We start from the raw sequence: 23302 nt of genomic DNA, 5'->3' as shown, positions 1-23302 counted from the left end.
AATGTAGTGCTGTGCAGCACCGACGACGCTAGTCGTCGGCCGGACTCGATGGGGTCCCGATCTCGGGGCGGGCGACCTCGCGGTCCGTCTCCTCGCCCTCGATGTCGTAGGGGTACTCCCCGGTGACACAGCCGAGACAGAGGTCCGTGCGGCTCGTCTCCAGCGTCTCCGCGATGGCGTCGATAGAGAGATACGATAGCGAGTCCGCCTCGATCTCATCGCGGATTTCGTCGACTGACTGGTTTCCAGCGATGAGTTCGTCGCGGGAGGCCATGTCGATACCCATGTAACACGGGGCGACGATTGGCGGCGCACCGATGCGGACGTGGACCTCCTCGGCACCGGCGTCTTTCAGCAACTGGATCAGTTGCGTCGAGGTGGTCCCACGGACGATAGAGTCGTCGATAATGGTGACGCGCTTCCCCTCGATTGTTGACTTGATGGGGTTGAGCTTCAGCCGAACGGCCCGCTCGCGTTCGTCCTGAGTCGGCATGATGAACGTGCGGCCGACGTACCGGTTTTTCATCAGCCCCTCGGCGAACTCGATGTCCGAGCCGTCGTCCTGTGCGGCTTCGGCGTAGCCCGAAGCGAAGGCCCGTCCGGAGTCGGGCACCGGCAACACCACGTCCGATTCGACGCCGGACTCCTCCCAGAGTTTCCGGCCCAGTTCGCGCCGGACCTCGTAGACGAGGTTCTCGTCAATGGTCGAGTCCGGTCGCGCGAAGTAAACGTGTTCGAAGAAGCAGTGGGCCGTGTTCTCGGGTTCGACGAGCTGATAGGTGTCGTAGCCGGTGCCATCGGCGTGCAGGACGACGAGTTCACCGGGCTTGACATCACGGATCAGCTCGCCGTCAAGGGTGTCGATGGCTGCTGATTCGGAAGCGAGGACGTAGCCATCCTCAAGCTCACCGATACACAGCGGTCGGTTCCCTTCCGGATCGCGCACGCCGAGAACCGTCTCGTCGTGCATGATGGTCAGCGAGTACGACCCGTGGATGCGGTTCATCGTTCGCTTGACAGCCCGAACCAGATCCTCCTCGAGGAGATTACGCGCGAGGTCGTGGGCGATGACCTCGGTGTCGCCATCGGAGGTGAAGGCGTGGCCGAGGTCCGCCAGTTCGTCGCCGATCTCGTCGGCGTTGACGAGATTCCCGTTGTGGGACAGTCCCAGCGACCCCGACTTGAACGAGACGGAGAACGGCTGGGCACAGCAGGCGTTGACGCTCCCGGCAGTCGGGTATCGGACGTGACCGATACCGTTCGAGCCGTTGAGCGCCTCCAGATCGCCAGGGTCGAATGCGTCACCGACGAGTCCCATTTCGACGTGGCTGTACTGCTGGAATCCGTCGTGGGTGACGATACCGGCCGATTCCTGGCCGCGGTGCTGGAGCGCGTACAAGGAGTAGTAAAGCGGTCGGGCGGCGTCACGGTCCTCCAAAGAGATGCCAACAACGCCGCACTTCTCGTGCATTTGTGTTGAGTGAGTTATTCGCCCGCTTTCGACTGCCACTCGTAGTCACGCCGCTTGGCCGACTTGCCGAAACCGCACGACGAGCAGACCTTCTTTTTCGTGTGATACGACTTTTCGCCACACCGTCGGCACTTCGTGTGCGTCGTGGTGTTTTTCTTGCCCTGACTCGGAGTTCCTGCGCCAGTCATGGAGTAATTGAGACGACGTTATCGCCGCGTATAATCGTTGTGTCTTCATCCTCGACGACGAGGTTCATGTGTTGATCGTAGCCGGTGAGTTCCCCTTCGAAGATTTCGCCACCCTTCAGCTGTACGGTGACTGTCTCACCGAGGGACGCTTCGAGTACATCCAGCGGTCGTCCACTCATGTACGGTTTGGATAGTGACGGCCGCTTAAACGTACCGTTTGTCTGATGGCGCGCGAGACCGTTCCGCTATCCTACACGTCGACGCTAAAAGGCGCTTGCTCGGCCGCTTGGACGGCGAAGCCGGCCAGCAGGTCCGCGAGCGCGTCTAGATCGTCGGGGTCGATGACCTCGACCGGCGTGTGCATGTAGCGGTTCGGCAGACCGACGTTGACCGACGGGATCCCGCCTCGTGAGGTGTAGAAGGCGTCCGCATCGGTCCCCGTGCGCGTGCCCGTCGCCTGCAGTTGTATATCGATGTCCTCGGTCTCGCTCGTCTCGCGGAGCGCGTCGACGGCGACCGGATGGTTCGCGCTCCCGCGAGCGACGACCGGTCCCTCGCCGAGTTCCACACCCGTCCCGGCTTTGCTCGGTGAGCCGGGTGAGTCCGTTGCGTGAGTCACGTCCGCCGCGATGGCGACATCGGGTGCGAGGTCGAATCCGACCATCTTCGCGCCCTGCACGCCGACCTCTTCCTGGACCGTAGAGACGGCGTACACCGTCGCGTCCGGGTCTGATTCTGCCGCGCGGCGGAGGCCCTCAGCGGCCGCCCAGATGCCGATGCGGTTGTCCATCCCCCGAGCCGCCAGCCGGCCGTTCTCCAGTTCGCTCAGCGTCTGGACGAACGTCACCGGATCGCCGCGGTCGACGAGCGATTCCACTTCATCGCCGTCCACTGCACCCACGTCGACGTGCTGCTCGGCGATCTCCGGGACGGAGTCGTCGTCCGAATCTCGGAGGTGAATGGCAGTCTGTCCCACGACGCCCGAGACGGGACCGTCGGCCGTATGAATGGTGACGTGTTGCCCGCGCGAGACGGTCTTGTCAGAGCCGCCGATACGGCCCAGTTTGACGAAGCCGTCGTCCGTGAAGTCCCGGACGATGAACCCGATTTCGTCGCCGTGACCTGCGAGCGCGACGGTCGTGTTGCCGCCTTCGACCTTCGCGACGGCGTTCCCGTAGTCGTCCGTTCGGACCTCGTCGGCGAACTCACTGACGTAGTCGAGCCACACCCGCTGGCTGTCGGCCTCGTATCCAGACGGGCCGGGCGTTGTCAGTAGCGATTCGAGAAACTCTCGTCGTCGTGTGTCCATACGCGAGATAATTGCTCCGTTGTCATGAAAACAACGGACGGCGCCCGGTACGGGACCGACCCACCGTAGCTCTGGTACCGCCACGGCTAAGAGTCACGGCGTCGAACTGTCACTATGGCAGAATTCACTCTCCTCGAACTGCATCTCGACGGCGCGGAGTTCACCGCGAACGCTCCGTTCAGCGCCGCCGACGATGACGACGAATCAAACAGCAAATCCCGATGGTCGCGGTCCCGGACGGACAAAGCGAGCGACGAAACGGATACGGACGGTGGCAGCGGCCCCAGTGTCGGCCGCCTTGCGCTGGCGGTGCTCGGTGTCGTCGCAGTTGTCGCGCTCGTTTTGCGCCTGTATCTCGGCGGGTCCGAAGACGCTGCTGACAGTGACGTCGACCTGTAGCGGCTAGCGTCTCGTTTCCGAATCGAACGCGGGTAGTCGTTTTTACAGGGAGAAGGCCTATTTTCTCCCGCCACATTTCAGACGTATGGGAATATACCACAGTGTTCAGGCTGTCGCCGGCGCGACCGGCGACGGCCCTATCGACTGGAGTGCCGTCGCGGACGCCGCGAAGGGCGCGACGGACACGGGCGACCTCAACGTCGGGACGCCCGAGCGCGACGGCTACGCAGCCGACGTTCGGGACGCCAGAGACCGCGTCCGGGAGGTCGGAGAACTCGCCTTTGACCTGCCCGAAACCGTCGAGATCCAGAACCGCCATCACTGGATCGATGCCAACGTCGCGACGTTCAGCCGCGTGATGGAGCCGATAGAACAGCAGGCCGAGTACATCCCCGGCATCGCCCGCGTGGTCAACACCGGGTCGATGGCCGTTGCACTCTCGTTTCTGGGGAACAACGTCCTGGGTCAGTACGATCCTGTCCTGCTCGCAGACAACGACGCCCACGCACTGTACTTCGTACGTCCCAACATCCACCGGGTCGCCGACCAATTGAACGTCGAGCGGGAGCGCTTCCGCCGCTGGATCGCCTTCCACGAAGTCACGCACGCGGCGGAGTTCGGCGCGGCCCCGTGGCTCTCCGATCACCTCGAAACGGCGATGGAAGACGCCATCGACAACCTCACCGACGGCAACATCGACCGGGCGACGCTCGGCGAACTCGATACGACGATGACCGCTGTCGAGGGGTACGCGGAACTGCTCATGGACCGTGCCTTCGACGACGAGTACGACGACCTGCGCCGGAAGGTCGACGAGCGCCGGCAGGGACGTGGCCCCATCGCGTCGCTCATGCGCCGACTGCTCGGCCTGGGAATGAAACGCCAGCAGTACGAGCGCGGGAAGGCCTTCTTCGACACAGTCGCAGATGCCCGCGGCGTCGCTGCGGCGGGGCGCGTCTGGGACTCACCGGACACCCTGCCCACCGAAGACGAAATAGAGACGCCGACGCTGTGGATCGACCGCGTCGACCCCTGAAAGCGCTACAGCACGCTACGCAGTCGCACGGAACGCTTATTTCTCCGGTTCTTCCACAGGTGCTTCGATCTTCGCGACATCGAGGAGGATTTCGCTGTTCGATTCGTCGACCGCGACGACCGTCCCGGCGACGACGAGTTTCGAAATCGGCGTCGGCCCGAGAATGACGGCCTGTCCCTCACTGAAGTCCTGCACCGAGCTCTGGAGGTGGAACCGGGCACGGCACTTCTCCGGGTCATGGACGTTCGTGAAGTTGATTTCCTCGACAGTGACGTCGACGCGCTCGTAGTCGTGGGCGACGACGACGCTCTCGGCCTCGTCGATCTGCTGGCGGTCGATTGCGTCGAAGGCCTCGGACGTCGGCTTGAACCCACCCGTTGGGCCGGGAATGCCTTCGACGAGTCCTAGCGAGGTCAGACTCTGCATCTGGTTCCGTACCGTTCCGGGGTTCCGGTCGATCTCCTCCGCGATTGTCTCGCCGGTAACTGCCTCACCGGTCTGTTGATACCTGTTTACCAGCGTCGTAAGCATCGTTCGCTGGCTGTTGTTCAGATCGATGCTAACCATACCGGAGTGTACCGGGAGCGGCTACTTATCCCATTGGGTTCACTCATTCACCGGGAGTCGCTCGCATGGACTCGGCTACTCCATGTATCCCAGTTGCTTCAGGCGGTCTTCGACGGCGTCGTCGTCGTCGCTTCCGAGAGTGTCATCGATACTGAGTGGTTCACGCTCGCCGACATCGGGGTCTTCGGGGAACACCGGCAGCACCTCGCCGCGCATGTCTGTCGGGACAGCACAACCGTGGGCGGCCAGCACCGTCGGTGCGATGTCGAGAATGCTGATACGGTCGAGTTCGCCCTGTGGCTCGAAGTCCGGGCCACTGGCGGCGAAGATACCGTAGGGCGTGTTCTCGGCCGCCCAGCGGTCGGGGCCGCTCTGGATAGTCCCGCCGCCGATGCCGTCGTTGACGTGGACGCCCGGGCGCTGGTCGACGACAACTTCCGGGCCTGCGTCTACGTAGGGGCCGTTGTACACGTCCTCGCCTCTGTATACGTCAGTGAACAGCGGTCCATGCTCGTCTTCCACCTCGCGGAGGTCGGCCATGAGCGACTCACGAACCGATTCCACGTCGAATCGAGGGTTGATGTACACCGGCCCCTGCCCGCTGGCGACGACTTTCGTCTGCTCTAGATCGATGGCTTCGAGCTTGCGGTCCCGTTTGACGCCGTCACGTTGCGGGACGAGTTGCTGGATCGATTCTGGGACGACGCGGGCGAGCGTGTCCACCAGTCCAGCGCGTTTTGCGACCGCGAGCAGGTTCTCACGGTCGAGCCCAATCCGGGTGAGGAGCGCGTCGACGCTCGTGTCCCGGACCTGGTAGCCGTTCTCGGCCAGCCATTCGTTGATGTAGAACTCCGTCTGGGTCGCGTCACAGCCGTGGTCGGACATCAGGACCAGGTTCAGGTCCTCGCGGTCGTCGAGCCGGCCGACCCACTCGTCGACCAGCTGCCACGCGCGCAGGCTCGGCTCGTCGTCCCAGAAGAAGTGATGGAGGACGTTGAGGTAAAACAGCGTGACGTGGACGAAATCGAGGTCCCGCTCGTCCAAGAGTGTCGTTGCCACCTCGAAGCGCTTCTCCAGCAGGTTCAGGATGGCCTCGACCTCCGCGCCGCGTTCGTCATTCGAGGACAGCAGCGGATCCGGGTGGACGCTGTAATCGAAGCGGGACTCTAGCTCCTCGGCCAGTTCCGGCGGCGAGGTGTAACCGGAGCTGATCGAGCGGTACTCACCCTCGACGGCGTCCGGGCCGCCGGCGACGACGAGGTCGTCGATGTCCCGCGGCGGGTACATCGTCGGCATGTTGACGACGCCGGCCGACTGTCCATCGTCGTTGAGGTAGTCCCACAGTTCGGCGGTGTCGTAGTCGCCGCCGTTCATCACGGTGATTTCGCCCGCGTCGAGGTCGACGTTCTCGAACCAGAAGACACCGAACCCACCGGGGTCCTTCCCGGAGGAGTAGCACTTCCAGTTCGGGAAGGTTACGGGCGGCAGACAGCTCCGCGTCCCCGCCCAGGTACCGGTGTCCCGCAGCGCGGCTAGGTTCGGGAGCTCGCCGGCCTCGATCCACGGGTCGAGCAGTTCCCAGCTCGCTCCGTCGAGTCCGACGACGAGGGTCTTCGTCATGTTGGGACGGAGACAGGCGAGTCACTAGTCCCTTTCGCACCCCGTCCGGCGGAACGTCCGACGTTCGGTGGCGACCGCTCACTGGCCGAAACGGACAACGCGTCACTTTTGAGCGCGCCGACGGAACTGACGGTATGAGCAACCGGTCTGATATCGCACCGGACACCGTCTCGGTCGAGCTGACCGAGGACGGCGTCGTCGTGGAGTACCTCGACGGCCGTCAGGCGTTCTACCACGGCGTCCCAACGGCGGTCGAAGGGAGTATCCAGACTGCGCCGGGCAAAGACACGCACGTTCTGATCACCGACGAGACAGAAACTTCGGGTATCCTCGTGTACGTCAACGACCTCCGGACGCACGACGATATTCTCGAAGAAACGGGCGTCGGCCGGGTCATTCTCGACGACGGTGAGGAAGACGAACTGTTTCCGGGAGTCACGGTTCGGGACAATCAGATGCGGACGGCGGTTGAGGTGGACTACGACGTAACGAACGGTCGCGTGTTCGTCTTCGAGGAGGACGAACTCGGCGAGCGGAGCTTCGAAATCGTCGAGGGGTGACCCTGTGGTGGGGCAGGCGCGACTGCGGGGCGAGGACCGTTACTGGATGTAGGACGGATCTTCGTCGTCACAGTTCTCCTCGTGCTGGCGTGCGTCGCTCTGGTCGTCGAACATCAGGCCACAGGTCTCGCACTTGTACCACGTGACCTCGTCTCGCTCGGTCTGGACAACCATATCAGAGACTCGAATTGCCGTCCGTATATTATTTTCCCGCGACACAACGGGAACCCTCAAGGGAGTCGGATTGCAAGAAGGCGGCATGAGCGGGTCCACTGACGCCGGTGTCGAACTCACCGTCGAGGGTGCGAACAAGCGCGACGCCGGGCGCGGTATCGCACGGCTACCGGAGTCCGCACGGACTGAGCTGGGCGTGTTGAGCGGGTCGCCCGTCATCATCGACGGGGATGACATGACTGTCGTGAAGGTCTGGCCGGCCGACGATGACGGCTCATTCGTCCGCATCGATTCGGACACCCGGGCGAACGCCGGCGTCAACATCGGCGACACGGTCACAGTGACAAGCGGGTCGGTCTCAGAGGCCACCGAAATCGCCGTCCAGCCGGTCGAACCGATGCCGGGCAGCGAGGACTACGAGAGCCTGGTCAGGAAGCGTCTTGTCGACCAGATTATCCAGGCCGACGAGCGGACCCACATCGAAGGGCTGGGCACGTTCCTCGTCCGCAAGACCTCACCCTCGGGACCGGTTCGCGTCACCGGCACGACGGCGGTGACCGTGCTGCCCGGCCTCGACGGTGGCAGCGATGCAAGCCAGTCGTCGTCCGACGAGGCAACAACGACGCATACACCGACCGCCGAGACTGAGTCCGGAGTGAGCTACGAGGACATCGGCGGCCTCGACGAGGAACTGGACCGTATCCGGGAGATGATAGAGATGCCACTCTCAGAGCCCGAGGAGTTCCGCCGTCTGGGTATCGACCCACCAAGCGGCGTGTTGCTCCACGGCCCGCCCGGGACGGGAAAGACCCTCATCGCGCGGGCGGTCGCAAACGAGGTCGACGCGTACTTCGACACCATCTCCGGCCCCGAAATCGTCTCGAAGTACAAGGGCGAGAGCGAGGAGCGGCTCCGCGAGGCCTTCGAGAAAGCCGAGGCGAACGCGCCGGCCATCCTCTTCGTCGACGAGATCGACTCCATCGCCGGCTCTCGGGACGAGGATGCCGACATGGAGAACCGCGTCGTCGCCCAGTTGCTCACGCTGATGGACGGACTCGAAGACCGGGGCCGGGTCGTTGTCATCGGCGCGACGAACCGCGTCGACGCCATCGACCCGGCACTGCGCCGCGGCGGCCGCTTCGACCGCGAAATCGAGATCGGCGTCCCCGGCGAGCACGGCCGCCGCGAGATCATGGATGTCCACACGCGGGACATGCCACTACACGAGGACGTGGATCTGGACCGCATCGCCGCACAGACCCACGGCTTCGTCGGGGCTGACCTCGCCTCACTGACCACCGAGGCCGCGATGGCCGCGCTTCGGGCCGACCGCGACGACGGTGATGTCCATCAGGACGACTTCGAGACCGCGCTCGCGACCGTCGACCCAAGTGCGATGCGAGAGTACGTCGCCGAGTCGCCGACGGCGACCTTCGACGACGTGGGCGGGCTGTCCGAGGTCAAGCAGACGCTGACTGAGACCATCGAGTGGCCGCTGTCGTACGGCGAACTATTCACCGCGACGAACACCGACCCCCCGAGCGGCATCCTGCTGTACGGCCCGCCGGGGACGGGCAAGACGCTGCTCGCTCGGGCCGTCGCCGGCGAGAGCGACGTGAACTTCATCCACGTTGCCGGCCCCGAAATCATGGACCGCTACGTCGGCGAGAGCGAGGAAGCCGTGCGGGAACTGTTCGAGCGCGCCCGCCAGACCGCGCCGAGCATCATCTTCCTCGACGAGATCGACGCCATCGCCAGCCACCGCGGCCAGGGAAACGAAGTCACTGAGCGCGTCGTCTCGCAGTTGCTCGCCGAACTGGACGGCATCACCGAGAACCCCAATCTGGTCGTGCTGGCCGCGACCAACCGCCGGGACATGATCGACGACGCGCTGTTGCGGCCGGGCCGCCTCGAACAGCACGTCGAGGTCCCAAACCCCGACCGCGAAGCCCGCGAGGAGATTATCGCCGTCCATACCGCAGGGAAACCGCTCGATGATGACACCGATATCGGAGACCTTGCCGAGGAGACTGACGGCTTCTCCGGCGCAGAACTGGAGGCCGTCGTCCGCGAAGCGTCGATGCTGGCCATCCGGGAGGTGGCGTCCGCCTACGGACCTGAAGAAGCCACCGAGAACGCCGACGAGGTGGAGATCACACCAGAACACTTCCGGGAAGCGTTAGAGCGGGAGCGGTCGCGGTAGCTTAGCGGCTCGCTTGGTTTCTTGATCGTGCTACCGCTGAGCGGGAACTCTCCGTCGATAGCATCCGAAAGACGAGGAGAGGCGAAAGGGTCGACTCCGGGAGAGGAGTGAAAAGGCTGTCCGGACAGCCTTGGCGGACGAGCGACGCCGAGTGGCCGAGCAGCGAGACGGGCGTTAGCGCCGGCATCGACGTGAAAAGCGCCTTGCCGGCAGCTACCCGTAGCAAGTGCACACGCAAAAAAGGCCCGGTGTCAGGCCCGACTACGTGTCGCCATCGGACGACGCCGTATCCGGGTTGTCAGTGGATTCCTGCTGTGGCTCGTTACCTCCGCCGCTGTCTTCTGTGGCTGAGTCCGACGTGGCACGTCGGCCCAGCAGCGGGAGCGACCGACCGCGGAGAAGTCGGCGGCCGCCGACGACTGGGACAGCGAGGACAACCAGCCACGGTGCGAGACTCGCGGCGGTCACGAGCAGGCCGCGGGTGAACACGTACACGTCAGTCACCGACGAGAGGAACGCCGAGACCAGCGAGCGCTCGTGGTATGGCACTTGCTGGGCCGACGGCTCCGGGGCTGGCTCATGGATCTCGACCCGTAGCGTCGAATAGGCGACCCGCTGTTCGAGCGAGCGCTTCTGTGCTTCGAGGCGCTCGATGTCGTTCTGGACCGACGACAGCTCCTCCTCGATGCGGAGCAGTTCCTCGGTGCTGTTGGCCTGTTCGTAGAAGGTCCGCAGTCGGTCGCGGCGCTCCCGGAGGTTAGTCAGCCGCGCTTCGAGGTCGACGAGCTTGTCAGTCACGTCTTTCGTCGTCGTCTCCTCGGAGCGGACCGTCCCCTGCTCGGCCACCATCGACTGCATCGGTTCGTACTCCTCGCTGGGAACTCTGACGACGATATAGCCGGTGTACCATGCTTCGCCGTCATCGCGATGGAGTTCGCGGTTGGAGTCGCTTACGTATCCGCCGGACGTGCGAGCACGAGCGGCGATTACGTCGGCTGTCGTGGAGTAGTTCTCTACCTCGACCACCATTCGTCCGTTGCGGATGATGGCCCGGTCGGCCGTCGCGTCCCCGGCCTGAACGCTTGCGCTATCGCCAGCGGCCGACCCCGAATCAGCCGCTTCGGGCTGATTCGACCCGCCGTTGCCGCCGTCGGCCATCTGTGCGCCGTCACCGCCGCCTTCTGCCCCGCCCGCGTCGCCGCTCCCGCCCATACCGGCACAGCCGGCCAGAAGGAGGAGCGCGACGACGGCGAGGACCCTGACTCGCGAGGACATACGGGACGTACTCGTTCTGAAAGGGCCATAACGACGGCGAACGCTCAAAGACCGCTTTTTGTAAAACGGCGACTACAGTTACGACCAGTCCGTCCGACGGTCCGCGAGCGCCGGGAACTCCTCACGGACCTGTTCAACGCGAGCGGGGTCGAGGGTGGCAGTCACCAGCGCCGGGTGGTCGTCGGCGCTGGCGAGCGTCGTCCCCCACGGGTCGTACACCGTCGACCGGCCCAGCAGTTCCGCGTCCTCGAACTGCCCGACGCCGTTCGCCGCGGCGACGTACAGCTGGTTCTCGACGGCGCGAGTGCGACCGAAGAGCTCCCAGTGCTCGACGCGCGGATACGGCCATGCACTGGGCACGAGCGTCAGTGTTACGCCTTCGTCGGCGAGGTGGCGGTACAGTTCCGGGAACCGGAGGTCATAGCAGGTGGTGACTCCGATGGTGAATCCCTCGAAGTCGACAGTCGGCACCGTTTCACCTGGCTCCAGTAACTGGGATTCCGCGGAGTCGTAGCCGAACAGGTGGTGTTTGCGGTACACTGCCCGTCGCTCCCCGTCGCGGTCGAAGAACACAGCAGTGTTGGCCAGCCCGTCATCCGCGGGCACGTCGAACCCGCTGTCAGCACTCGTCTCTAAATCCTCGACGATGCTCCCGGCGAGTACAGCCACGCCGTTGTCCGCGGCGATGTCGCGGATTCGGCTGAGCGTCTCACCGTCCAGCGCCTCCGCTTCGCGAGCGTAGCGGTCGAACGAGAAGTAGCCGACGTTGAACAGTTCCGGGAGCACGACGAGGTCCGCGCCCTCAGCGGCGGCGTCCTCGACAGCCGTTGTCGCGTGGCCGACGTTCTCGGCCACCGAGTCCGACGACACGTCTATCTGAGCGAGCGTGACCCTCATGCTTCGACTTCGAGGTCGTCCCGCAGCGCCTGTTCGAGGTTCTGCATCTCGTCGTCGAGGTTCCGCTTGAAGAACCGCTCGACGCCGGGGAGCTTGCCATCGACGATGAATCGGTTCGTCAGCTTCGTGCCGCCGTCGGCCGTCTCTTCGAGTTCGTGTTCGCCCTGTACGGTCATCACTTTCGAGCGACCGATGAAGCGGGCATACTCCGGGCGGCGCTGCTCGACATCTTCGGTTTTCACCGTCATCGTCTGGCTGACCACCGGAATCGGGAGCTCGATTGACCAGTTCGCGTGTGTGTCGTCGATGACTTCCCAGTCAGTGACGACGCTGATCGGCCGGGCCCGTTTATCCGGGTCGGTGATGAATTCCCAGACACGTTCCGGTGTGGCCGGCACAGTCATCGTTCGTTCGACCCGGACAGTCATGGAAAGTACTGAGGACTACTGGCCGATGAATCCACCGATTGTAACAGTGTGCAAAACCCGGCGGCGGCTATCCCGTCGGCGTGACGCGCCACGTCGTCGACCTGGCGCGTCCCCATTTCTCGATCTCGACTTCGTCGGCCTCCTCAGCTAGCCGTGGGAGCCGCGCGCCCACTTGCTTCGACGAGAGGCCGAGCTGCTCAGCGATGTTCTTCGCGCGGAAATAGCTCTCCCCGCGCGAGACGCTGTCCCGGAGATATTCGAGAATGCGTCGGTCTTCCTCGCTGTAATCGGCCATACTAGAGAATAGGTCTCAGCGTTTTTAACGGTTCCCTTCACAGTCTCTCCGTTGATACCAGACGTCAGGCGTCGTAGGCGTGAATCGCCACGATGGCCACGGCCGCGGCCAGCATCGCGAGCCCGAACGCGCCGCCGGACGTCACGAGCAGATTGCCCGTTTCAAGTTCCTGTGCGTGCAGAATCGCGTAGTTGTAGCTGTTAGTTGCTGTGACCACGGCCGCGCCGACCGAGACGAGCCCGAACAGCAGGGCCAGGCCCATCCCCATGTCGCTTTTGGACGCCTTGGAACTCATGTACGACGCTTTCGGTGTTGCCCACTTAGTTCATTCGGGCTGGAGCCACAGGACATATACCGGCCCGTAGAAGATGGGTGTACAACTATGGGCCGGTTGAAAATAGTTGGTGTGCTGCTCGTCGTGATCGCCGCTGTCGCAGGGGGGGAGTGTCGCACTCGGCGTTCTTGGAACACCCAGCGTCGCATCCGTGGACAACCACTTCGCGGGCGTGTCGAACCAGACGACCACCGTGGCGACGGCTCTGACTGTGAGCAACCCCAATCCCGTCGGCGTCCAGTTGGGTGGCGTCGGGCTCAATTACACCATCTCGATGAATGGCGTGGAGATGGCACAGGGAGATAGGCAGGGCATTGGCCTCGGCACCGGAAACACGACGCTGCAATTCAGCACCGAAATGCAAAACGACCGCATCCCGCCGTGGTGGGTCACCCACATCGACAACGGCGAGACGACGACAGTGGGTATCGATGCCACCGTCACGTCCTCGACGCTCGGCGGTCGGTCAGTGTCCTTTAGCCAGGAACGAACTATCGAGACGGACCTCCTCAGCCAGTTCAATTCCACCGAGACGCGACCCGTCGAGGCCGACCAGCCGCTCGTCTCGGACCCGGTTCTCTACATCAACGAGACTCGCGGTACGTGGGACCAGGAGAACCTCACCCAGTCACAGACGCCGCTTGACCTCGCCTTTGATGTGTACAACCCCAAGCCGTACCCCTACACGATCACCAAAGTCGGTTACACCATCCGGATGAACGACGTGACTGTCGGCGAGGGCGAAACGGATCGTGGCTACGTCCTCAGCCCAGGCGAGAAGACGACACTCGAAGCGGACACTGCCATTCGGAACGAGAACCTTGACCGCTGGTGGGTGACCCATCTCCAGCGAAATCAGCAGACGGATCTCTACATCGATTTCTACCTCGTGCTTGAGGGCGGCGGCGAGCAGTTCAGAGTCGATCTGGACTCCATCGACTACCAACAAGAGATAGAGACGGACATCTTCGGCAACAAGGCGCAGTACCCGACCGGCGAGAGGGCTGCTGACGGCTCCAGCGATGGGTCGGATAGTTCGACAGGCGATAGCGTGACTGCAACCCCGACGCCGACACCCACGGAAACCGAAACAGACGGCGGACTACTGGGCGAAGGGGACACGGAGACGGATGACAGTCTGCTGAACGGTGGAGAGACAGAAACGGAAACCGCGACTGAAACGGCCACGCCGACGGAGACGGCCACGCCGACTGAAACCGAGACAGACGATGGCGGCCTCCTCGGGTAGCCGGTAGTATTTGTCTGCTCCCTCAGTTCTCGACACAGAGCGTCCCCATGTCATCGATCGTTACCGTGTAGCCACAGTACTGGAACAGTATCGGTAACTCCTCTGGCGGGGCGTCCAGTACCGAGTCCAGTCGCTCGCCGTCGACGACCATGTCAAGGCTCCCGAGTTGTGTCGGGTGACAGTCCTCAAGCGCCGCAACGGTCTCTTTGACGGCGATATGAATAGGTGTCGGTGGATCGACAGACCGCTTCATACTGGACCGTTCACGATACCCGCTCAAAGAGACAGGTGTTTTTCACAGCAGCCTGTCGTGGCAGTGAACCCGTTAAATTAGATGGAGAATCCAAAAACAGGACTGTCGTTGCGAGCCGCAACCGCGAGGCGCGGTAGCCACCTCACTCGATTGTCGTGTGCTCGGACTCCTCGTTGAGCGCGAGGTTCGTCGCGATCTCGGCGCTCCGAACCGCGAACTCGGCCGTCTGCTGGAGGCTGACGAGCACTTCACGCACTTCCAGCAGCGCCTCGTTGTCCATCTCCGGCAGATCGTCGAGGATTTCGTGTTCCTTGTCGCCGATGTCCTTGTACAGCTCTCGGACCTGAATCGCGGTGTCGTAGTTCCGGTCGACGGCTGCCTGCACCGCCAGTTCGGTGATGTCGTTGACCTGATCGGTGAATTCGCGGATGCGGCGCATCGTCGAACTGTCGACGTTGAGGGAGTGATCGTCGGTCTCCAGCGCGATTTCAGCGATGTCCTCGGCGTTGTCCGCCGTCAGTTCGAGGTTCTTCGCAATCGAGCGGTAGCCGATGAGCGGGAAGCCGTCGTTGAGGCCGATAGCCCGCGCGAGGTTGGGGTTCTGGTAGGCCGTGAAGATGAGCCGCAGGAGGAGGACGAATATCTTGTTGGCCTGTCGCTCGCGGTTGAGCGCCCGCTGGGCGAGGTCGGGGTTGCCGTGGGCGAGGGACTTCACTGCCTCGTTGCGCATCGTCGAGCCGGTGGATTCCAACCGTTCGAGGAGGTTGTTGAGCGTGAAGTCCTCCGGGTCGACGGAGCAGCGAATCGCGATTCTGTCCGGCGTCTCTTCGATGACGCCGAGGCCCATCAACTGCGTTTCGGCGTTGTAAACGGCGTTGATGTGCGAGGATTCCAGCGTCTCGCCCTCCGGGGCTTCGACGTGGATGACGCGCCGGCCGAGCACGTACTGGGCGACGATGGCTCGCTCGACAGATGCGGCATCGAGATTCTCCGCGTGGATGATCGCCTCTGATTCCTCGGTCTGGACGGACTCGGGCATGACTGTCAGCGTGCCTTTGCCGCCCATCCGTAGCGACACCTCGTCGCCTTTTTCGACATCGTGCGCACTGGCCCACTCAGCCGGCAACGTCATCGCGAGCGTCGACGGTCCCAATCGCTGGACTTTCCGGGTTTCCATATGTCCTTTGTGGGGCGTCAGATACCTTAATCTTGACTATACATGATAAAATGGCGCGCCGAATATATCATGGCTTGTTGCGACGGGCTGGTGCGTCAGACGACTTCGACAAGTCTTCGTTCGTGTTGACCGACGCGGACCCGCAGCCAGCCGCGCAGTTCCTCGTCTAACTCCGGGTCGCCGGTATCGACGCGGAGCGTGCCGATGCCGTCCAATTTCCGGCGCGAGGCGACCACTTCGAGGTCACACTGCCGGATGACCGCCGGCGAAAGCTGCTGGTTCCCCCGGCCGAATACGAACCCCTGCCCGCCGATTGGCGAGACGACGATGACGTTCCGGTCGCCGAGGGCGTCGAGGATGTCTGATTCGGCGGCGTCGCGAGCGAGTACCTTGCCGTCACGCCACACGTCTACACCGAGCGTCGTTCCGTCGAACCCAAGTTCGTCTTTGATAGCGCCGACGGTGCTCCCGGGGCCGAGGACGTAGGTGACGCCCGGTTCGACGGCGTTGGCGACGCTCTCAGCGAGGGACTCGACGCTGCCACCGCCCAGTTGCTTGGCGGACTGGCGCTGGTCGGCGACGGGGACCTCCGCGACGGCCCGGAGTTCGGTAACCACTTCCCCGCCCCTGAAGGCGTCCTCGTCGATGTCGTTGACCTCCGCGCGTTCCGTCTCTGAGAAGCGGGCGACGATGCGTCCGGCCGCTCGCGGCGACACGCCGAATACGGAGGAGTACACCTTGACACCGGCCGGGACACCCAGAATCGGGATATCCGCATCTAGTTCTTCGAGGGTCGTCGCGACGTCGACAGCCGTGCCGTCGCCGCCGACAAACAGAATCGCGTCCACATCCGCCTCGACGAACGCTCGGACCGCATCCCGGGTGTCCTCGCTGGTCGTCTCGTCTGGGTCCGCCGGGGTGCCGACCACTGTCGGGTCGAACCCTGTCTCGCGGGCGAGCCCCGAGCCCATCGGCTCGCCGTACGTGAGCAGTTCCACGTCCGCCCCGATCTCGGCGAGCGATTCCAGCGCTGTCCGTGCGCGGTCCGGTGCGCGTTGGTCCGCACCGCGGCGGCGCGCTTCCGTGATCTTCCCGTCAGTGCCCTTGAGGCCGACGCGGCCGCCCATGCCGGCGATGGGGTTGACCACAACACCGATTCGTCGCATTCGCCGTCACTACGCGACCCCGCGGCAAAAGCGGTCCGGGAGCGTGCCTTTCAAGCCACCCCACGCAGAACGCACAGCTATGTCAGTCGTACTCCAGAGTGGCGTCCAGACAGGGATTATCAACGCGTCCGGCGCGGTCATCACGCTCGGCGGCCTGCTCCTGACCTTCCTCTGGCTGAACCATCTCTACCGGTAGTCACTCCACCGTCGGTGACTCGACGCGCTCGCTGAACCACGCTGCCGCCTCCTCGACTAGCTCCTCCTCCGTCCCCTCGAACCGGACGGTGACGTGGTCGCCGGGATAGCTACCAACCTTGACTGGGAACTGCTCCTGTACCTCCGCGAGCCGGTCAAGCAGTGCGCTCTCGGGCTCGGCGGCGTCAACAGTGCGAACGTACCGTTGCTCGCCAGCGAACTCGTCGGCGACTTCCTCGAACATCCGCTTCATCTCCGCTGGCACGCCCGGCAAGACGTAACAGCTCTCGACGACACAACCGGGCGCGACGCCCTCGTGATTGGGTAAGACACGGGACCCCTCCGGTACCTCCCCTGTCCCGTCGGTCAGGTCGTCGCGCGTGTAGCCGCCGTGTTCCTCCAGCCACGCGATGGCGTCCTCGCTCTCGACGACGTCCCGCCCGAACGCCGCGGCGACAGCTTCGATGGTTTTGTCATCGTGTGTCGGCCCAAGACCGCCGGTGACGATGACGGCATCGAACTCCGCGTGGTACTCGTTGACCACGCGGGCGATATCCGCGATCTCGTCGGGGACGACCGCCGTCCGGCCGACGGTGACGCCACGCTCTGCGAGCTGTTGTCCCAGCCACGCGGCGTTCGTGTTGACCGTCTCGCCACTGAGCAGTTCGTCTCCGACGGTGACTACCGCGACGCGCATATCGCTCGATTGGACTGGGAGACACAAATACTGTCGGTCACGGAACGTGGTGACTGTGTCTCAGTCGAATCGGAGAGAAATGCTCCGTCAGGGATTTGAACCCTAGTCATCACCGTGAGAGGGTGATATGATTGGCCGGACTACACCAACGGAGCGTACACAAGTTCGTAGCGAGGAGATACGTATAATCATTGCGTTTCAACCCCGCCCTGTGCTGGTTTATCATGCTATTGGCTGTAACTATTACGAGCTATTCGTGGTGACAAAATCCCAGACAGCCGTATAGCCGACGGTATCACTCGTCGTCGAACGGCGAACCGGCGGCGTCGGGTTCCTGACCGGCGAGGCTGATGATGTTCTCGCGGCCGACCCTGAGCTTCGAGATGTCGCCGTCGTCCTCCATGTCGGAGAGGAGCATACTCACCTTCGACTTCGACCAGTCGGTGCTGTCGACGATGTCGACCTGCTTCATTCGGCCGCCGTTCTCCTCCAGCAGTTTGCGGACGCGGTCGCTGTCGGTGAGCAGTTCTTCATCGGGGACTGCCGGTTCGTCTGGTGTGTCGGTGTCTGCCGCTGTATCGCTCGCCGGAGCCATCGACGACTGCTCCGTGTCCGTAGCGGCCGACGGTGACGCAGCGGGCGGTTCGTCGTCGTCACGCCCCAGCATCTGTCCCAGTGCGCCGGACCGCCACGCGGCCGCACCGCCGGTGACGATGACGATGAAGACGACAGCGGCCGGGAGCATCCACGACGGGCCGCTGGCGGCCTCGCCAGCTGTGTCACCGCCCGCTGTGGTGTCTCGCTCAGTGCCAGCACTCTGACCGGTCTCGGGCGGCCGCAGTTCCACGTAGGGCCGGCGGTCGTTGAACGACTGCTCGCCATTCCACGTGACGCTCTCGCTGTTTTCGAGCGAATCGGGAGCGCTCTGTGAGTCGGGTTCTGGCTGGACATCGACGAACGCCAGGCCGGGGCCACGCTCGAAGACGAACGACTGGCTCGACCCGATATAGAATCCACCATCGAACACGTCGCTGACCACGACTGAGTTGCCCTCGACGACCGCGAAGTTATGCCAGCGGAACGACATCCTCACTGTTCCAGTGTTCTGCAGCGGGTCGACGCTCGCCGACCGTTCGTAGTCCGTCGCGGCCATATCCCGGCCAGTCACGTTCGCCCCGTACTGTGTCAGTAACGTCGACTGCTCGACGAAATTCCGGTACAGTGGCTGCTCCGATTGCTCGAACTCCGTGGCGAACGCCTCGAACTGCTGTTGCTCGGATTCGTTCTCGAGTGGGGTCCTGTGGACGATGGCCCACTCCGCAGACCCGTTCTGATACAGCGTGACCTGGAACGTCGTCCGGTCGAACCTGTCGGGCGTCTGGACGCCGACGCTCTCGTCGGCCGGCTGTGACATCGCCAGCGGCGCGGCACCGCTCCCCAGCAGGAGAACCAGCACGAGACTGGCGACGACCAGGCGTACCATCTGTCGTATATCATCGATGGACCGCATAAAAGCGCTGTGAATAGCACTGTTCTCAGTCCGTACCGGGCCGATGTCTGGTGATTTCTCGATACGGGTACGACTCAAAGCGGTGGTGACTGAAACTGGTACCGCGCGCCGTGCGAGCGCCCGAATTCAACGGTCCGCACTGGGTTCGAAGTGGCTCCACTCGCCAGTCTGTACCGTGGTATCAGTAGTCTCTTGCTCGACACGCGACCATGGGAGGGGGCGATTCTTGTTTTGACACCGGTGTCTTGGCTTCTACACCGGTATTTCGCATGAATTTCCGGTGGGTTATTTAGACAGGAGGGTCCAACGAACGGTAACCTATGGGAATTGCTGAGTTCGCAAGCGACGGCCGTGTGGTGATGGGTGACCGGCCGGGAGCAGTAGTGGTGGCCGCTGTAAGTGGCTTCCTCTTGCTGGATTTAGTTGCAAAGCTCGCTGGGACAACCGTGTTTTTCCTTGGAACCAAGTTACTGGGTGGGTCTCTCACTGTGGGCTCATTGCTCTCCATGGTGGTGGACGGACTGCTCGTCGGGCTGGCGGTCGGACTCGCCGGTATCGGTCTGTCGATGACCTACAGCATCCTCGACTTCGCCAACTTCGCACACGGGGACACGGTGACTGCTGGGGCGTTCCTGGGGTGGGTCGCCGCGTACATCACCGCCGGCCTCGGGACTGGAGCCCCGATTTCAGAACTGTTCATGCTCAATTCGGGGCGGCAGTTGAGCACTGTTTCGACGTTCTTTCCGGTGCTTCTCGGGCTCGTCGTCGCCGGTGTCGGGTCGGTCGCCGTCGTGTTGCTCGTCGACCGCCTCACCTATCGCCCCATGCGCAATACGGACAACATCTCGTTGCTGATTGCGTCAATCGGTGTCGCGCTCGCGTTACGCTACCTCATCGCGTTCATCTTCGGCACGCAGACGAGTGGGGTTGCCAGCGGCGGGCTCCGGGTGACGCTGTTCTCGATGATTTCAGTCACCGACAACGAAATCACCCTGCTCGTGGTGTCGGTCCTGTTGATGCTCGGCGTCCACCTGCTACTACAGCGGACGAAGCTCGGCAAAGCAATGCGGGCGATGGCCGATAACGAAGACCTCGCACGCGTGACCGGGATCCCGACCGAACGCGTGATCCGGCTCACGTGGATTCTCGGCGGTGGCCTGGCGGGCATCGGCGGCTACCTGCTCGTGCTGGAAAGCGGCACGATATCGTTCAACTTCGGTTGGATTCTGCTCCTGCTCATTTTCGCCGCTGTCATCGTCGGCGGTATCGGCTCGATATACGGGGCGATGGCCGGCGGGATTCTCATCGGGCTGGTCGATAGCCTGGCCCTGATCTGGCTGCCATCCGGGCTGACGCGAGCCTCCGCGTTTCTGGTGCTCATCGTCGTCTTGTTGTTGCGCCCGTCCGGTATCTTCGGGGGGGTGTCGACGGCATGAGTGCTGTTGACACTGTTCGAAACCGTCTGGACGCACTTCCCGACGTAGGGCTAGTCGTCGCTTTCATCGCCAGTATCTGGGCCGTCATGCTCGTGCTGGCAATCGCTGTCGGCGGGGCGAACTGGGCGAACCTCGCCGCTGGCTTCATCGGGAGTGTGACTGTCCTCATCGGCGGCTACGCTATCCTCGCGCTGGCGCTGAATCTCCAGTGGGGGTACACCGGGCTATTCAATATCGGTATTGCAGGGTTCATGGCTGTCGGCGCGTACACGACAGCGGTTCTCACCGCGCCGACGGACCCGGCCGCCGGCGCGGTCCCAGGGCTTGGCCTCCCGCTGTGGGTCGGCCTCATCGGCGGCATGGCGATGGCCGCTATCATCGGCGGGCTCGCGGCGCTGCCGGCGCTCCGGCTGAAGGCCGACTATCTCGCCATCGTGACAGTTGCGTTCTCTGAAATCATCCGACTCATCGTCAACTGGGACGGTCTCGCCGAGGTCTCACTGCTCGGGGTACCGATCGGGACCGGCGGCGCGACTGGCATCTCGTTCAAGTCCGCGAACCAGGTCGCATCGACGTTCATCAACGGCGTTGGCCAGCCGCTCGTAGCTGCCATGGAGGGTGTCGGCGTTTCCGGGCCGAACCTGGCAAATCTCACCTACGGGATACTCCTCCTGCTGGTCGTGGCTGCGAGCTACTGGGTGCTTGCTCGTATCACGAATTCGCCGTTCGGTCGCGTGCTGAAGGCGATCCGCGAGGACGAGACGGTGACCCAGTCGCTGGGCAAAGACACCCGCCTGTTCAAGATCAAGACGTTCATGATCGGCTGTGCGCTGATGGGGCTGGCCGGGGTCCTGTTCCGCGGCCAGGCGGGCTACATCAGCCCGCAGCAGTTCAGACCGACGATCACGTTCTACGTGTTCGCAGCGCTCATCATCGGCGGTTCCGGGTCCAACACCGGAAGCATCATCGGGGCGGCGACGTTCTCGGGACTGCTGTTCTATCTGCCGGCCCGGCTGGGCGAGAACGTCTCGCTGGGCGGTACTCGTGCACCCGGCAACATCATCGATGCGGTCGCTGGGCTCGGGTCACTGGACCCGCTCCCGCTACTCGCATACACCATTAGCAATGTCAGCACGCTTCGGTTCGTCCTCATCGGCGTCGTGCTGATATACATCATCCAGAACCAGCCAGACGGGCTGCTCGGCCACCGGAACGAACCTGCAACGAGTGTGAGCCTTGACAGACCGCAGTCCGGGTCCGGAGGTGAGGCAGATGAGTGAGCCAGAGGCGACAGCGCGACAGGAGACCGCCGTCACGAGCGACGCCATCGACTCTCCGCTTCTCGTAGTCGACGGCCTCCGCAAGGAGTTCGGCGGCGTTGTCGCGGTCGATGGGGCGACGTTCTCCGTGGCAGAGGGGTCGCTCACCGGTCTCATCGGGCCGAACGGGGCCGGCAAGTCGACGACGTTCAACTGCATCACAGGGATTCACGAGCCGACTGGTGGCCGGGTCACCTTCGACGGCCAGAGCATTACCGGGCTCCCGCCGTACACGCTCGCAAACCGCGGGCTGGTCCGAACGTTCCAGATTGCCCGCGAACTGTCCGAGATGACCGTACTGGAGAACGTGATGCTCGCGCCGGGTGGACAGGTCGGCGAGTCGGTCATCCGGTCGGTGACACCGGGGCTGCGCGGCGACGTTATCGAGGCCGAGACGGCTGTTCGCGACCGCGCGTGGGAGACGCTGGAGTTCTTCGAGATCGACCATCTCGCCCACGAGAACGCCGGCAATCTCTCTGGCGGCCAGCGGAAACTGCTGGAGATGGCGCGGGTCCTGATGACCGATCCCGAGATGATTCTGCTGGACGAGCCACTTGCCGGTGTCAATCCGACGCTGGAGGAGAAACTACTGGAGCGGATTCACGAACTCCGCCGAGAGCAGGGCCTGACCTTCCTGCTGGTCGAACACGATATGGACGTCATCATGAACAACTGTGAACACATCATCGTCATGCATCAGGGGAGTGTCCTCGCCGAAGGGGATGCCGAGACTATCAAATCGGACGAGCGGGTACTGGAGGCGTATCTGGGAGGTGACGTATGAGCCAGCGCGCGACGGAGTCCGAGACCGTTTCGCTTCCCGATCCGACCGAGCGACTCCTCGCCATCCGGGACCTCGATGCGGGCTATGGCGACCTGCAGGTCCTCAGTGACGTTCACATGGACGTCGCCGACGGCGAGTACGTCGTCATCGTCGGCCCGAACGGAGCCGGCAAGTCGACGGTGATGAAGTCCGTCTTCGGCCTGACAACGTACATGGGCGGGGAGGTCATCTTCAGTGGGACCGATATCAGCCAGCGCAATCCCGACGAGATCATCTACGAGGGGATCAGCTACGTCCCCCAGACCGGCAACGTGTTCGGCTCCCTGAGCGTGCGCGAGAACCTCGAAATGGGCGCGTACATCCTCGACGAGGTGCCGGAAGACCGGATTGAAGAGGTGTACGACAGGTTCCCCATTCTCCGGGAGCGGTCCGACCAGTCGGCCGGGACGCTGTCGGGCGGCCAACAGCAGATGCTCGCCATGGGGCGGGCGCTGATGCTCGACCCCGACCTGCTGTTGCTCGACGAACCCTCCGCCGGCCTCGCCCCGGATCTGGTCGACGATATGTTTGATCGGATCGACCGCATCAACGACGACGGCACGGCCATTCTGATGGTCGAACAAAACGCGAAGGAGGCACTCCGGCGGTGTGATCGGGGTTACGTGCTCGTACAGGGTCAGAACCGCTACGAGGACGAAGGGACGGTCCTCCTCAACGACGAGCAGGTTCGCCAGGACTTCCTCGGCGGATAACTCGAAAA

The 23302-nt window shown here is 63.4% G+C and carries 25 protein-coding genes, 1 tRNA gene and 1 pseudogene; 9 read left to right on the top strand and 18 right to left on the bottom strand.

What is annotated here, in order from left to right; all coding sequences use genetic code 11:
• Nucleotides 1-28: 28 nt before the first annotated feature.
• The 4 genes from purF to C444_RS10750 all read right to left on the bottom strand — a co-directional run bounded on the left by purF (nucleotide 29) and on the right by C444_RS10750 (nucleotide 2968).
• On the bottom strand, nucleotides 29-1471 hold the full coding sequence (purF, locus tag C444_RS10760) for an amidophosphoribosyltransferase (protein WP_004592852.1): 1443 nt from the start codon (nucleotides 1469-1471) through the stop codon (nucleotides 29-31).
• Between the two features lie 14 nt (nucleotides 1472-1485).
• Nucleotides 1486-1659, bottom strand: a complete 174-nt coding sequence (locus C444_RS21275; protein WP_004517916.1) for a 50S ribosomal protein L37e — start codon at nucleotides 1657-1659, stop codon at nucleotides 1486-1488.
• Complete coding sequence (locus tag C444_RS10755; protein ID WP_004592851.1) at nucleotides 1656-1838, bottom strand: LSM domain-containing protein; 183 nt, start codon at nucleotides 1836-1838, stop codon at nucleotides 1656-1658. Before C444_RS10755 ends, C444_RS21275 begins: the two co-directional genes overlap by 4 nt.
• A 71-nt stretch (nucleotides 1839-1909) precedes the next feature.
• Nucleotides 1910-2968 (bottom strand): M20/M25/M40 family metallo-hydrolase, encoded by a 1059-nt coding sequence (locus C444_RS10750; RefSeq protein ID WP_004592850.1) that lies wholly within the window; start codon nucleotides 2966-2968, stop codon nucleotides 1910-1912.
• 114 nt (nucleotides 2969-3082) lie between these two features.
• Between C444_RS10750 and C444_RS10745 the strand changes: the two genes are divergently transcribed.
• Together C444_RS10745 and C444_RS10740 are read left to right on the top strand one after the other, a co-directional pair.
• Nucleotides 3083-3367, top strand: coding sequence for a hypothetical protein (locus C444_RS10745; RefSeq protein ID WP_004592849.1), 285 nt, complete (start codon nucleotides 3083-3085; stop codon nucleotides 3365-3367).
• A gap of 85 nt (nucleotides 3368-3452) precedes the next feature.
• On the top strand, nucleotides 3453-4403 hold the full coding sequence (locus C444_RS10740) for a zinc-dependent metalloprotease (protein WP_004592847.1): 951 nt from the start codon (nucleotides 3453-3455) through the stop codon (nucleotides 4401-4403).
• 36 nt (nucleotides 4404-4439) lie between these two features.
• On the opposite strand, the gene C444_RS10735 is transcribed toward C444_RS10740, so the two are convergent.
• Together C444_RS10735 and C444_RS10730 are read right to left on the bottom strand one after the other, a co-directional pair.
• Nucleotides 4440-4970 (bottom strand): HTH domain-containing protein, encoded by a 531-nt coding sequence (locus C444_RS10735; protein WP_004592845.1) that lies wholly within the window; start codon nucleotides 4968-4970, stop codon nucleotides 4440-4442.
• Nucleotides 4971-5045: 75 nt separating this feature from the next.
• Entirely contained in the window at nucleotides 5046-6590 is a 1545-nt protein-coding gene (locus C444_RS10730) for an alkaline phosphatase family protein (protein WP_004592843.1), read from the bottom strand.
• A gap of 134 nt (nucleotides 6591-6724) precedes the next feature.
• On the opposite strand from C444_RS10730, the gene C444_RS10725 reads away from it, so the two are divergent.
• Nucleotides 6725-7150, top strand: coding sequence for a DUF5796 family protein (locus C444_RS10725; protein WP_004592841.1), 426 nt, complete (start codon nucleotides 6725-6727; stop codon nucleotides 7148-7150).
• A gap of 39 nt (nucleotides 7151-7189) precedes the next feature.
• Here the strand turns inward: C444_RS10725 and C444_RS22950 are convergent, their stop codons facing one another.
• Complete coding sequence (locus tag C444_RS22950; protein WP_004517924.1) at nucleotides 7190-7324, bottom strand: DUF7128 family protein; 135 nt, start codon at nucleotides 7322-7324, stop codon at nucleotides 7190-7192.
• An 85-nt stretch (nucleotides 7325-7409) separates the two neighbouring features.
• Here C444_RS22950 and C444_RS10715 point away from each other — a divergent pair, with 85 nt between their 5' ends.
• Entirely contained in the window at nucleotides 7410-9527 is a 2118-nt protein-coding gene (locus C444_RS10715; protein WP_004592839.1) for a CDC48 family AAA ATPase, read from the top strand.
• 261 nt (nucleotides 9528-9788) lie between these two features.
• Here C444_RS10715 and C444_RS10710 read toward each other — a convergent pair whose 3' ends face one another.
• The 5 genes from C444_RS10710 to C444_RS10690 form a co-directional block, all read right to left on the bottom strand.
• Nucleotides 9789-10802 (bottom strand): DUF4349 domain-containing protein, encoded by a 1014-nt coding sequence (locus C444_RS10710; RefSeq protein WP_004592837.1) that lies wholly within the window; start codon nucleotides 10800-10802, stop codon nucleotides 9789-9791.
• 78 nt (nucleotides 10803-10880) lie between these two features.
• Nucleotides 10881-11699: a carbon-nitrogen family hydrolase gene (locus C444_RS10705; RefSeq protein WP_004592835.1), complete on the bottom strand. Its 819-nt coding sequence runs from the start codon at nucleotides 11697-11699 to the stop codon at nucleotides 10881-10883.
• On the bottom strand, nucleotides 11696-12127 hold the full coding sequence (locus C444_RS10700; RefSeq protein WP_004592833.1) for an SRPBCC family protein: 432 nt from the start codon (nucleotides 12125-12127) through the stop codon (nucleotides 11696-11698). The genes C444_RS10705 and C444_RS10700 overlap by 4 nt, the downstream gene beginning before the upstream one ends.
• A gap of 67 nt (nucleotides 12128-12194) precedes the next feature.
• Nucleotides 12195-12422 carry a DUF7123 family protein gene (locus C444_RS10695; RefSeq protein WP_004592831.1) on the bottom strand — a complete coding sequence of 76 codons (228 nt, stop codon included), beginning with the start codon at nucleotides 12420-12422 and terminating at the stop codon, nucleotides 12195-12197.
• A 64-nt stretch (nucleotides 12423-12486) separates the two neighbouring features.
• On the bottom strand, nucleotides 12487-12717 hold the full coding sequence (locus C444_RS10690; protein WP_239641292.1) for a DUF7525 family protein: 231 nt from the start codon (nucleotides 12715-12717) through the stop codon (nucleotides 12487-12489).
• Between the two features lie 87 nt (nucleotides 12718-12804).
• On the opposite strand from C444_RS10690, the pseudogene C444_RS10685 reads away from it, so the two are divergent.
• A pseudogene (locus C444_RS10685) lies at nucleotides 12805-14005 on the top strand (LEA type 2 family protein).
• Nucleotides 14006-14027: 22 nt separating this feature from the next.
• Here the strand turns inward: C444_RS10685 and C444_RS10680 are convergent.
• From C444_RS10680 to C444_RS10655, 6 genes are all read right to left on the bottom strand, one after another.
• The gene (locus C444_RS10680; protein ID WP_004592824.1) at nucleotides 14028-14258 is read right to left on the bottom strand and encodes a HalOD1 output domain-containing protein; all 231 of its coding nucleotides are present in this window, start codon (nucleotides 14256-14258) and stop codon (nucleotides 14028-14030) included.
• 142 nt (nucleotides 14259-14400) lie between these two features.
• Nucleotides 14401-15435, bottom strand: coding sequence for a phosphate uptake regulator PhoU (locus tag C444_RS10675; RefSeq protein ID WP_004592822.1), 1035 nt, complete (start codon nucleotides 15433-15435; stop codon nucleotides 14401-14403).
• Nucleotides 15436-15530: 95 nt separating this feature from the next.
• Nucleotides 15531-16601: an ATP-NAD kinase family protein gene (locus C444_RS10670; protein ID WP_004592820.1), complete on the bottom strand. Its 1071-nt coding sequence runs from the start codon at nucleotides 16599-16601 to the stop codon at nucleotides 15531-15533.
• A 196-nt stretch (nucleotides 16602-16797) separates the two neighbouring features.
• Complete coding sequence (locus tag C444_RS10665) at nucleotides 16798-17493, bottom strand: competence/damage-inducible protein A (protein ID WP_004592817.1); 696 nt, start codon at nucleotides 17491-17493, stop codon at nucleotides 16798-16800.
• 80 nt (nucleotides 17494-17573) lie between these two features.
• A tRNA-Glu gene (locus tag C444_RS10660) sits at nucleotides 17574-17648 on the bottom strand.
• Nucleotides 17649-17788: 140 nt separating this feature from the next.
• Nucleotides 17789-19003 (bottom strand): helix-turn-helix transcriptional regulator, encoded by a 1215-nt coding sequence (locus tag C444_RS10655; protein ID WP_004592816.1) that lies wholly within the window; start codon nucleotides 19001-19003, stop codon nucleotides 17789-17791.
• A 320-nt stretch (nucleotides 19004-19323) separates the two neighbouring features.
• On the opposite strand from C444_RS10655, the gene C444_RS10650 reads away from it, so the two are divergent.
• The 4 genes from C444_RS10650 to C444_RS10635 are packed head-to-tail and all read left to right on the top strand — an operon-like array spanning nucleotide 19324 to nucleotide 23294.
• A complete protein-coding gene (locus C444_RS10650; protein WP_049909415.1) occupies nucleotides 19324-20439 on the top strand; it encodes a branched-chain amino acid ABC transporter permease in 1116 nt (371 codons plus the stop codon).
• The gene (locus tag C444_RS10645; protein ID WP_004592811.1) at nucleotides 20436-21719 is read left to right on the top strand and encodes a branched-chain amino acid ABC transporter permease; all 1284 of its coding nucleotides are present in this window, start codon (nucleotides 20436-20438) and stop codon (nucleotides 21717-21719) included. The genes C444_RS10650 and C444_RS10645 overlap by 4 nt, the downstream gene beginning before the upstream one ends.
• On the top strand, nucleotides 21712-22542 hold the full coding sequence (locus C444_RS10640) for an ABC transporter ATP-binding protein (RefSeq protein WP_004592810.1): 831 nt from the start codon (nucleotides 21712-21714) through the stop codon (nucleotides 22540-22542). The genes C444_RS10645 and C444_RS10640 overlap by 8 nt, the downstream gene beginning before the upstream one ends.
• Nucleotides 22539-23294, top strand: a complete 756-nt coding sequence (locus tag C444_RS10635; RefSeq protein ID WP_004592807.1) for an ABC transporter ATP-binding protein — start codon at nucleotides 22539-22541, stop codon at nucleotides 23292-23294. The genes C444_RS10640 and C444_RS10635 overlap by 4 nt, the downstream gene beginning before the upstream one ends.
• Nucleotides 23295-23302: the final 8 nt, after the last annotated feature.

Origin of the sequence: Haloarcula japonica DSM 6131 (assembly GCF_000336635.1) — an archaeon.
GTDB lineage: Archaea > Halobacteriota > Halobacteria > Halobacteriales > Haloarculaceae > Haloarcula > Haloarcula japonica.
This window is presented reverse-complemented; position numbering and strand designations above follow the sequence as displayed.

Coding starts and splice junctions, on each gene's coding strand:
- C444_RS10700 (WP_004592833.1), bottom strand. CDS start 12,127: ATGACTGTCCGGGTCGAACGAACGATGACTGTGCCGGCCACACCGGAA.
- purF (WP_004592852.1), bottom strand. CDS start 1,471: ATGCACGAGAAGTGCGGCGTTGTTGGCATCTCTTTGGAGGACCGTGAC.
- C444_RS22950 (WP_004517924.1), bottom strand. CDS start 7,324: ATGGTTGTCCAGACCGAGCGAGACGAGGTCACGTGGTACAAGTGCGAG.
- C444_RS10725 (WP_004592841.1), top strand. CDS start 6,725: ATGAGCAACCGGTCTGATATCGCACCGGACACCGTCTCGGTCGAGCTG.
- C444_RS10715 (WP_004592839.1), top strand. CDS start 7,410: ATGAGCGGGTCCACTGACGCCGGTGTCGAACTCACCGTCGAGGGTGCG.
- C444_RS10755 (WP_004592851.1), bottom strand. CDS start 1,838: ATGAGTGGACGACCGCTGGATGTACTCGAAGCGTCCCTCGGTGAGACA.
- C444_RS10705 (WP_004592835.1), bottom strand. CDS start 11,699: ATGAGGGTCACGCTCGCTCAGATAGACGTGTCGTCGGACTCGGTGGCC.
- C444_RS10665 (WP_004592817.1), bottom strand. CDS start 17,493: ATGCGCGTCGCGGTAGTCACCGTCGGAGACGAACTGCTCAGTGGCGAG.
- C444_RS10745 (WP_004592849.1), top strand. CDS start 3,083: ATGGCAGAATTCACTCTCCTCGAACTGCATCTCGACGGCGCGGAGTTC.
- C444_RS10750 (WP_004592850.1), bottom strand. CDS start 2,968: ATGGACACACGACGACGAGAGTTTCTCGAATCGCTACTGACAACGCCC.
- C444_RS10680 (WP_004592824.1), bottom strand. CDS start 14,258: ATGAAGCGGTCTGTCGATCCACCGACACCTATTCATATCGCCGTCAAA.
- C444_RS21275 (WP_004517916.1), bottom strand. CDS start 1,659: ATGACTGGCGCAGGAACTCCGAGTCAGGGCAAGAAAAACACCACGACG.
- C444_RS10710 (WP_004592837.1), bottom strand. CDS start 10,802: ATGTCCTCGCGAGTCAGGGTCCTCGCCGTCGTCGCGCTCCTCCTTCTG.
- C444_RS10640 (WP_004592810.1), top strand. CDS start 21,712: ATGAGTGAGCCAGAGGCGACAGCGCGACAGGAGACCGCCGTCACGAGC.
- C444_RS10695 (WP_004592831.1), bottom strand. CDS start 12,422: ATGGCCGATTACAGCGAGGAAGACCGACGCATTCTCGAATATCTCCGG.
- C444_RS10645 (WP_004592811.1), top strand. CDS start 20,436: ATGAGTGCTGTTGACACTGTTCGAAACCGTCTGGACGCACTTCCCGAC.
- C444_RS10735 (WP_004592845.1), bottom strand. CDS start 4,970: ATGGTTAGCATCGATCTGAACAACAGCCAGCGAACGATGCTTACGACG.
- C444_RS10650 (WP_049909415.1), top strand. CDS start 19,324: ATGGGAATTGCTGAGTTCGCAAGCGACGGCCGTGTGGTGATGGGTGAC.
- C444_RS10635 (WP_004592807.1), top strand. CDS start 22,539: ATGAGCCAGCGCGCGACGGAGTCCGAGACCGTTTCGCTTCCCGATCCG.
- C444_RS10690 (WP_239641292.1), bottom strand. CDS start 12,717: ATGAGTTCCAAGGCGTCCAAAAGCGACATGGGGATGGGCCTGGCCCTG.
- C444_RS10730 (WP_004592843.1), bottom strand. CDS start 6,590: ATGACGAAGACCCTCGTCGTCGGACTCGACGGAGCGAGCTGGGAACTG.
- C444_RS10670 (WP_004592820.1), bottom strand. CDS start 16,601: ATGCGACGAATCGGTGTTGTGGTCAACCCCATCGCCGGCATGGGCGGC.
- C444_RS10740 (WP_004592847.1), top strand. CDS start 3,453: ATGGGAATATACCACAGTGTTCAGGCTGTCGCCGGCGCGACCGGCGAC.
- C444_RS10655 (WP_004592816.1), bottom strand. CDS start 19,003: ATGCGGTCCATCGATGATATACGACAGATGGTACGCCTGGTCGTCGCC.
- C444_RS10675 (WP_004592822.1), bottom strand. CDS start 15,435: ATGGAAACCCGGAAAGTCCAGCGATTGGGACCGTCGACGCTCGCGATG.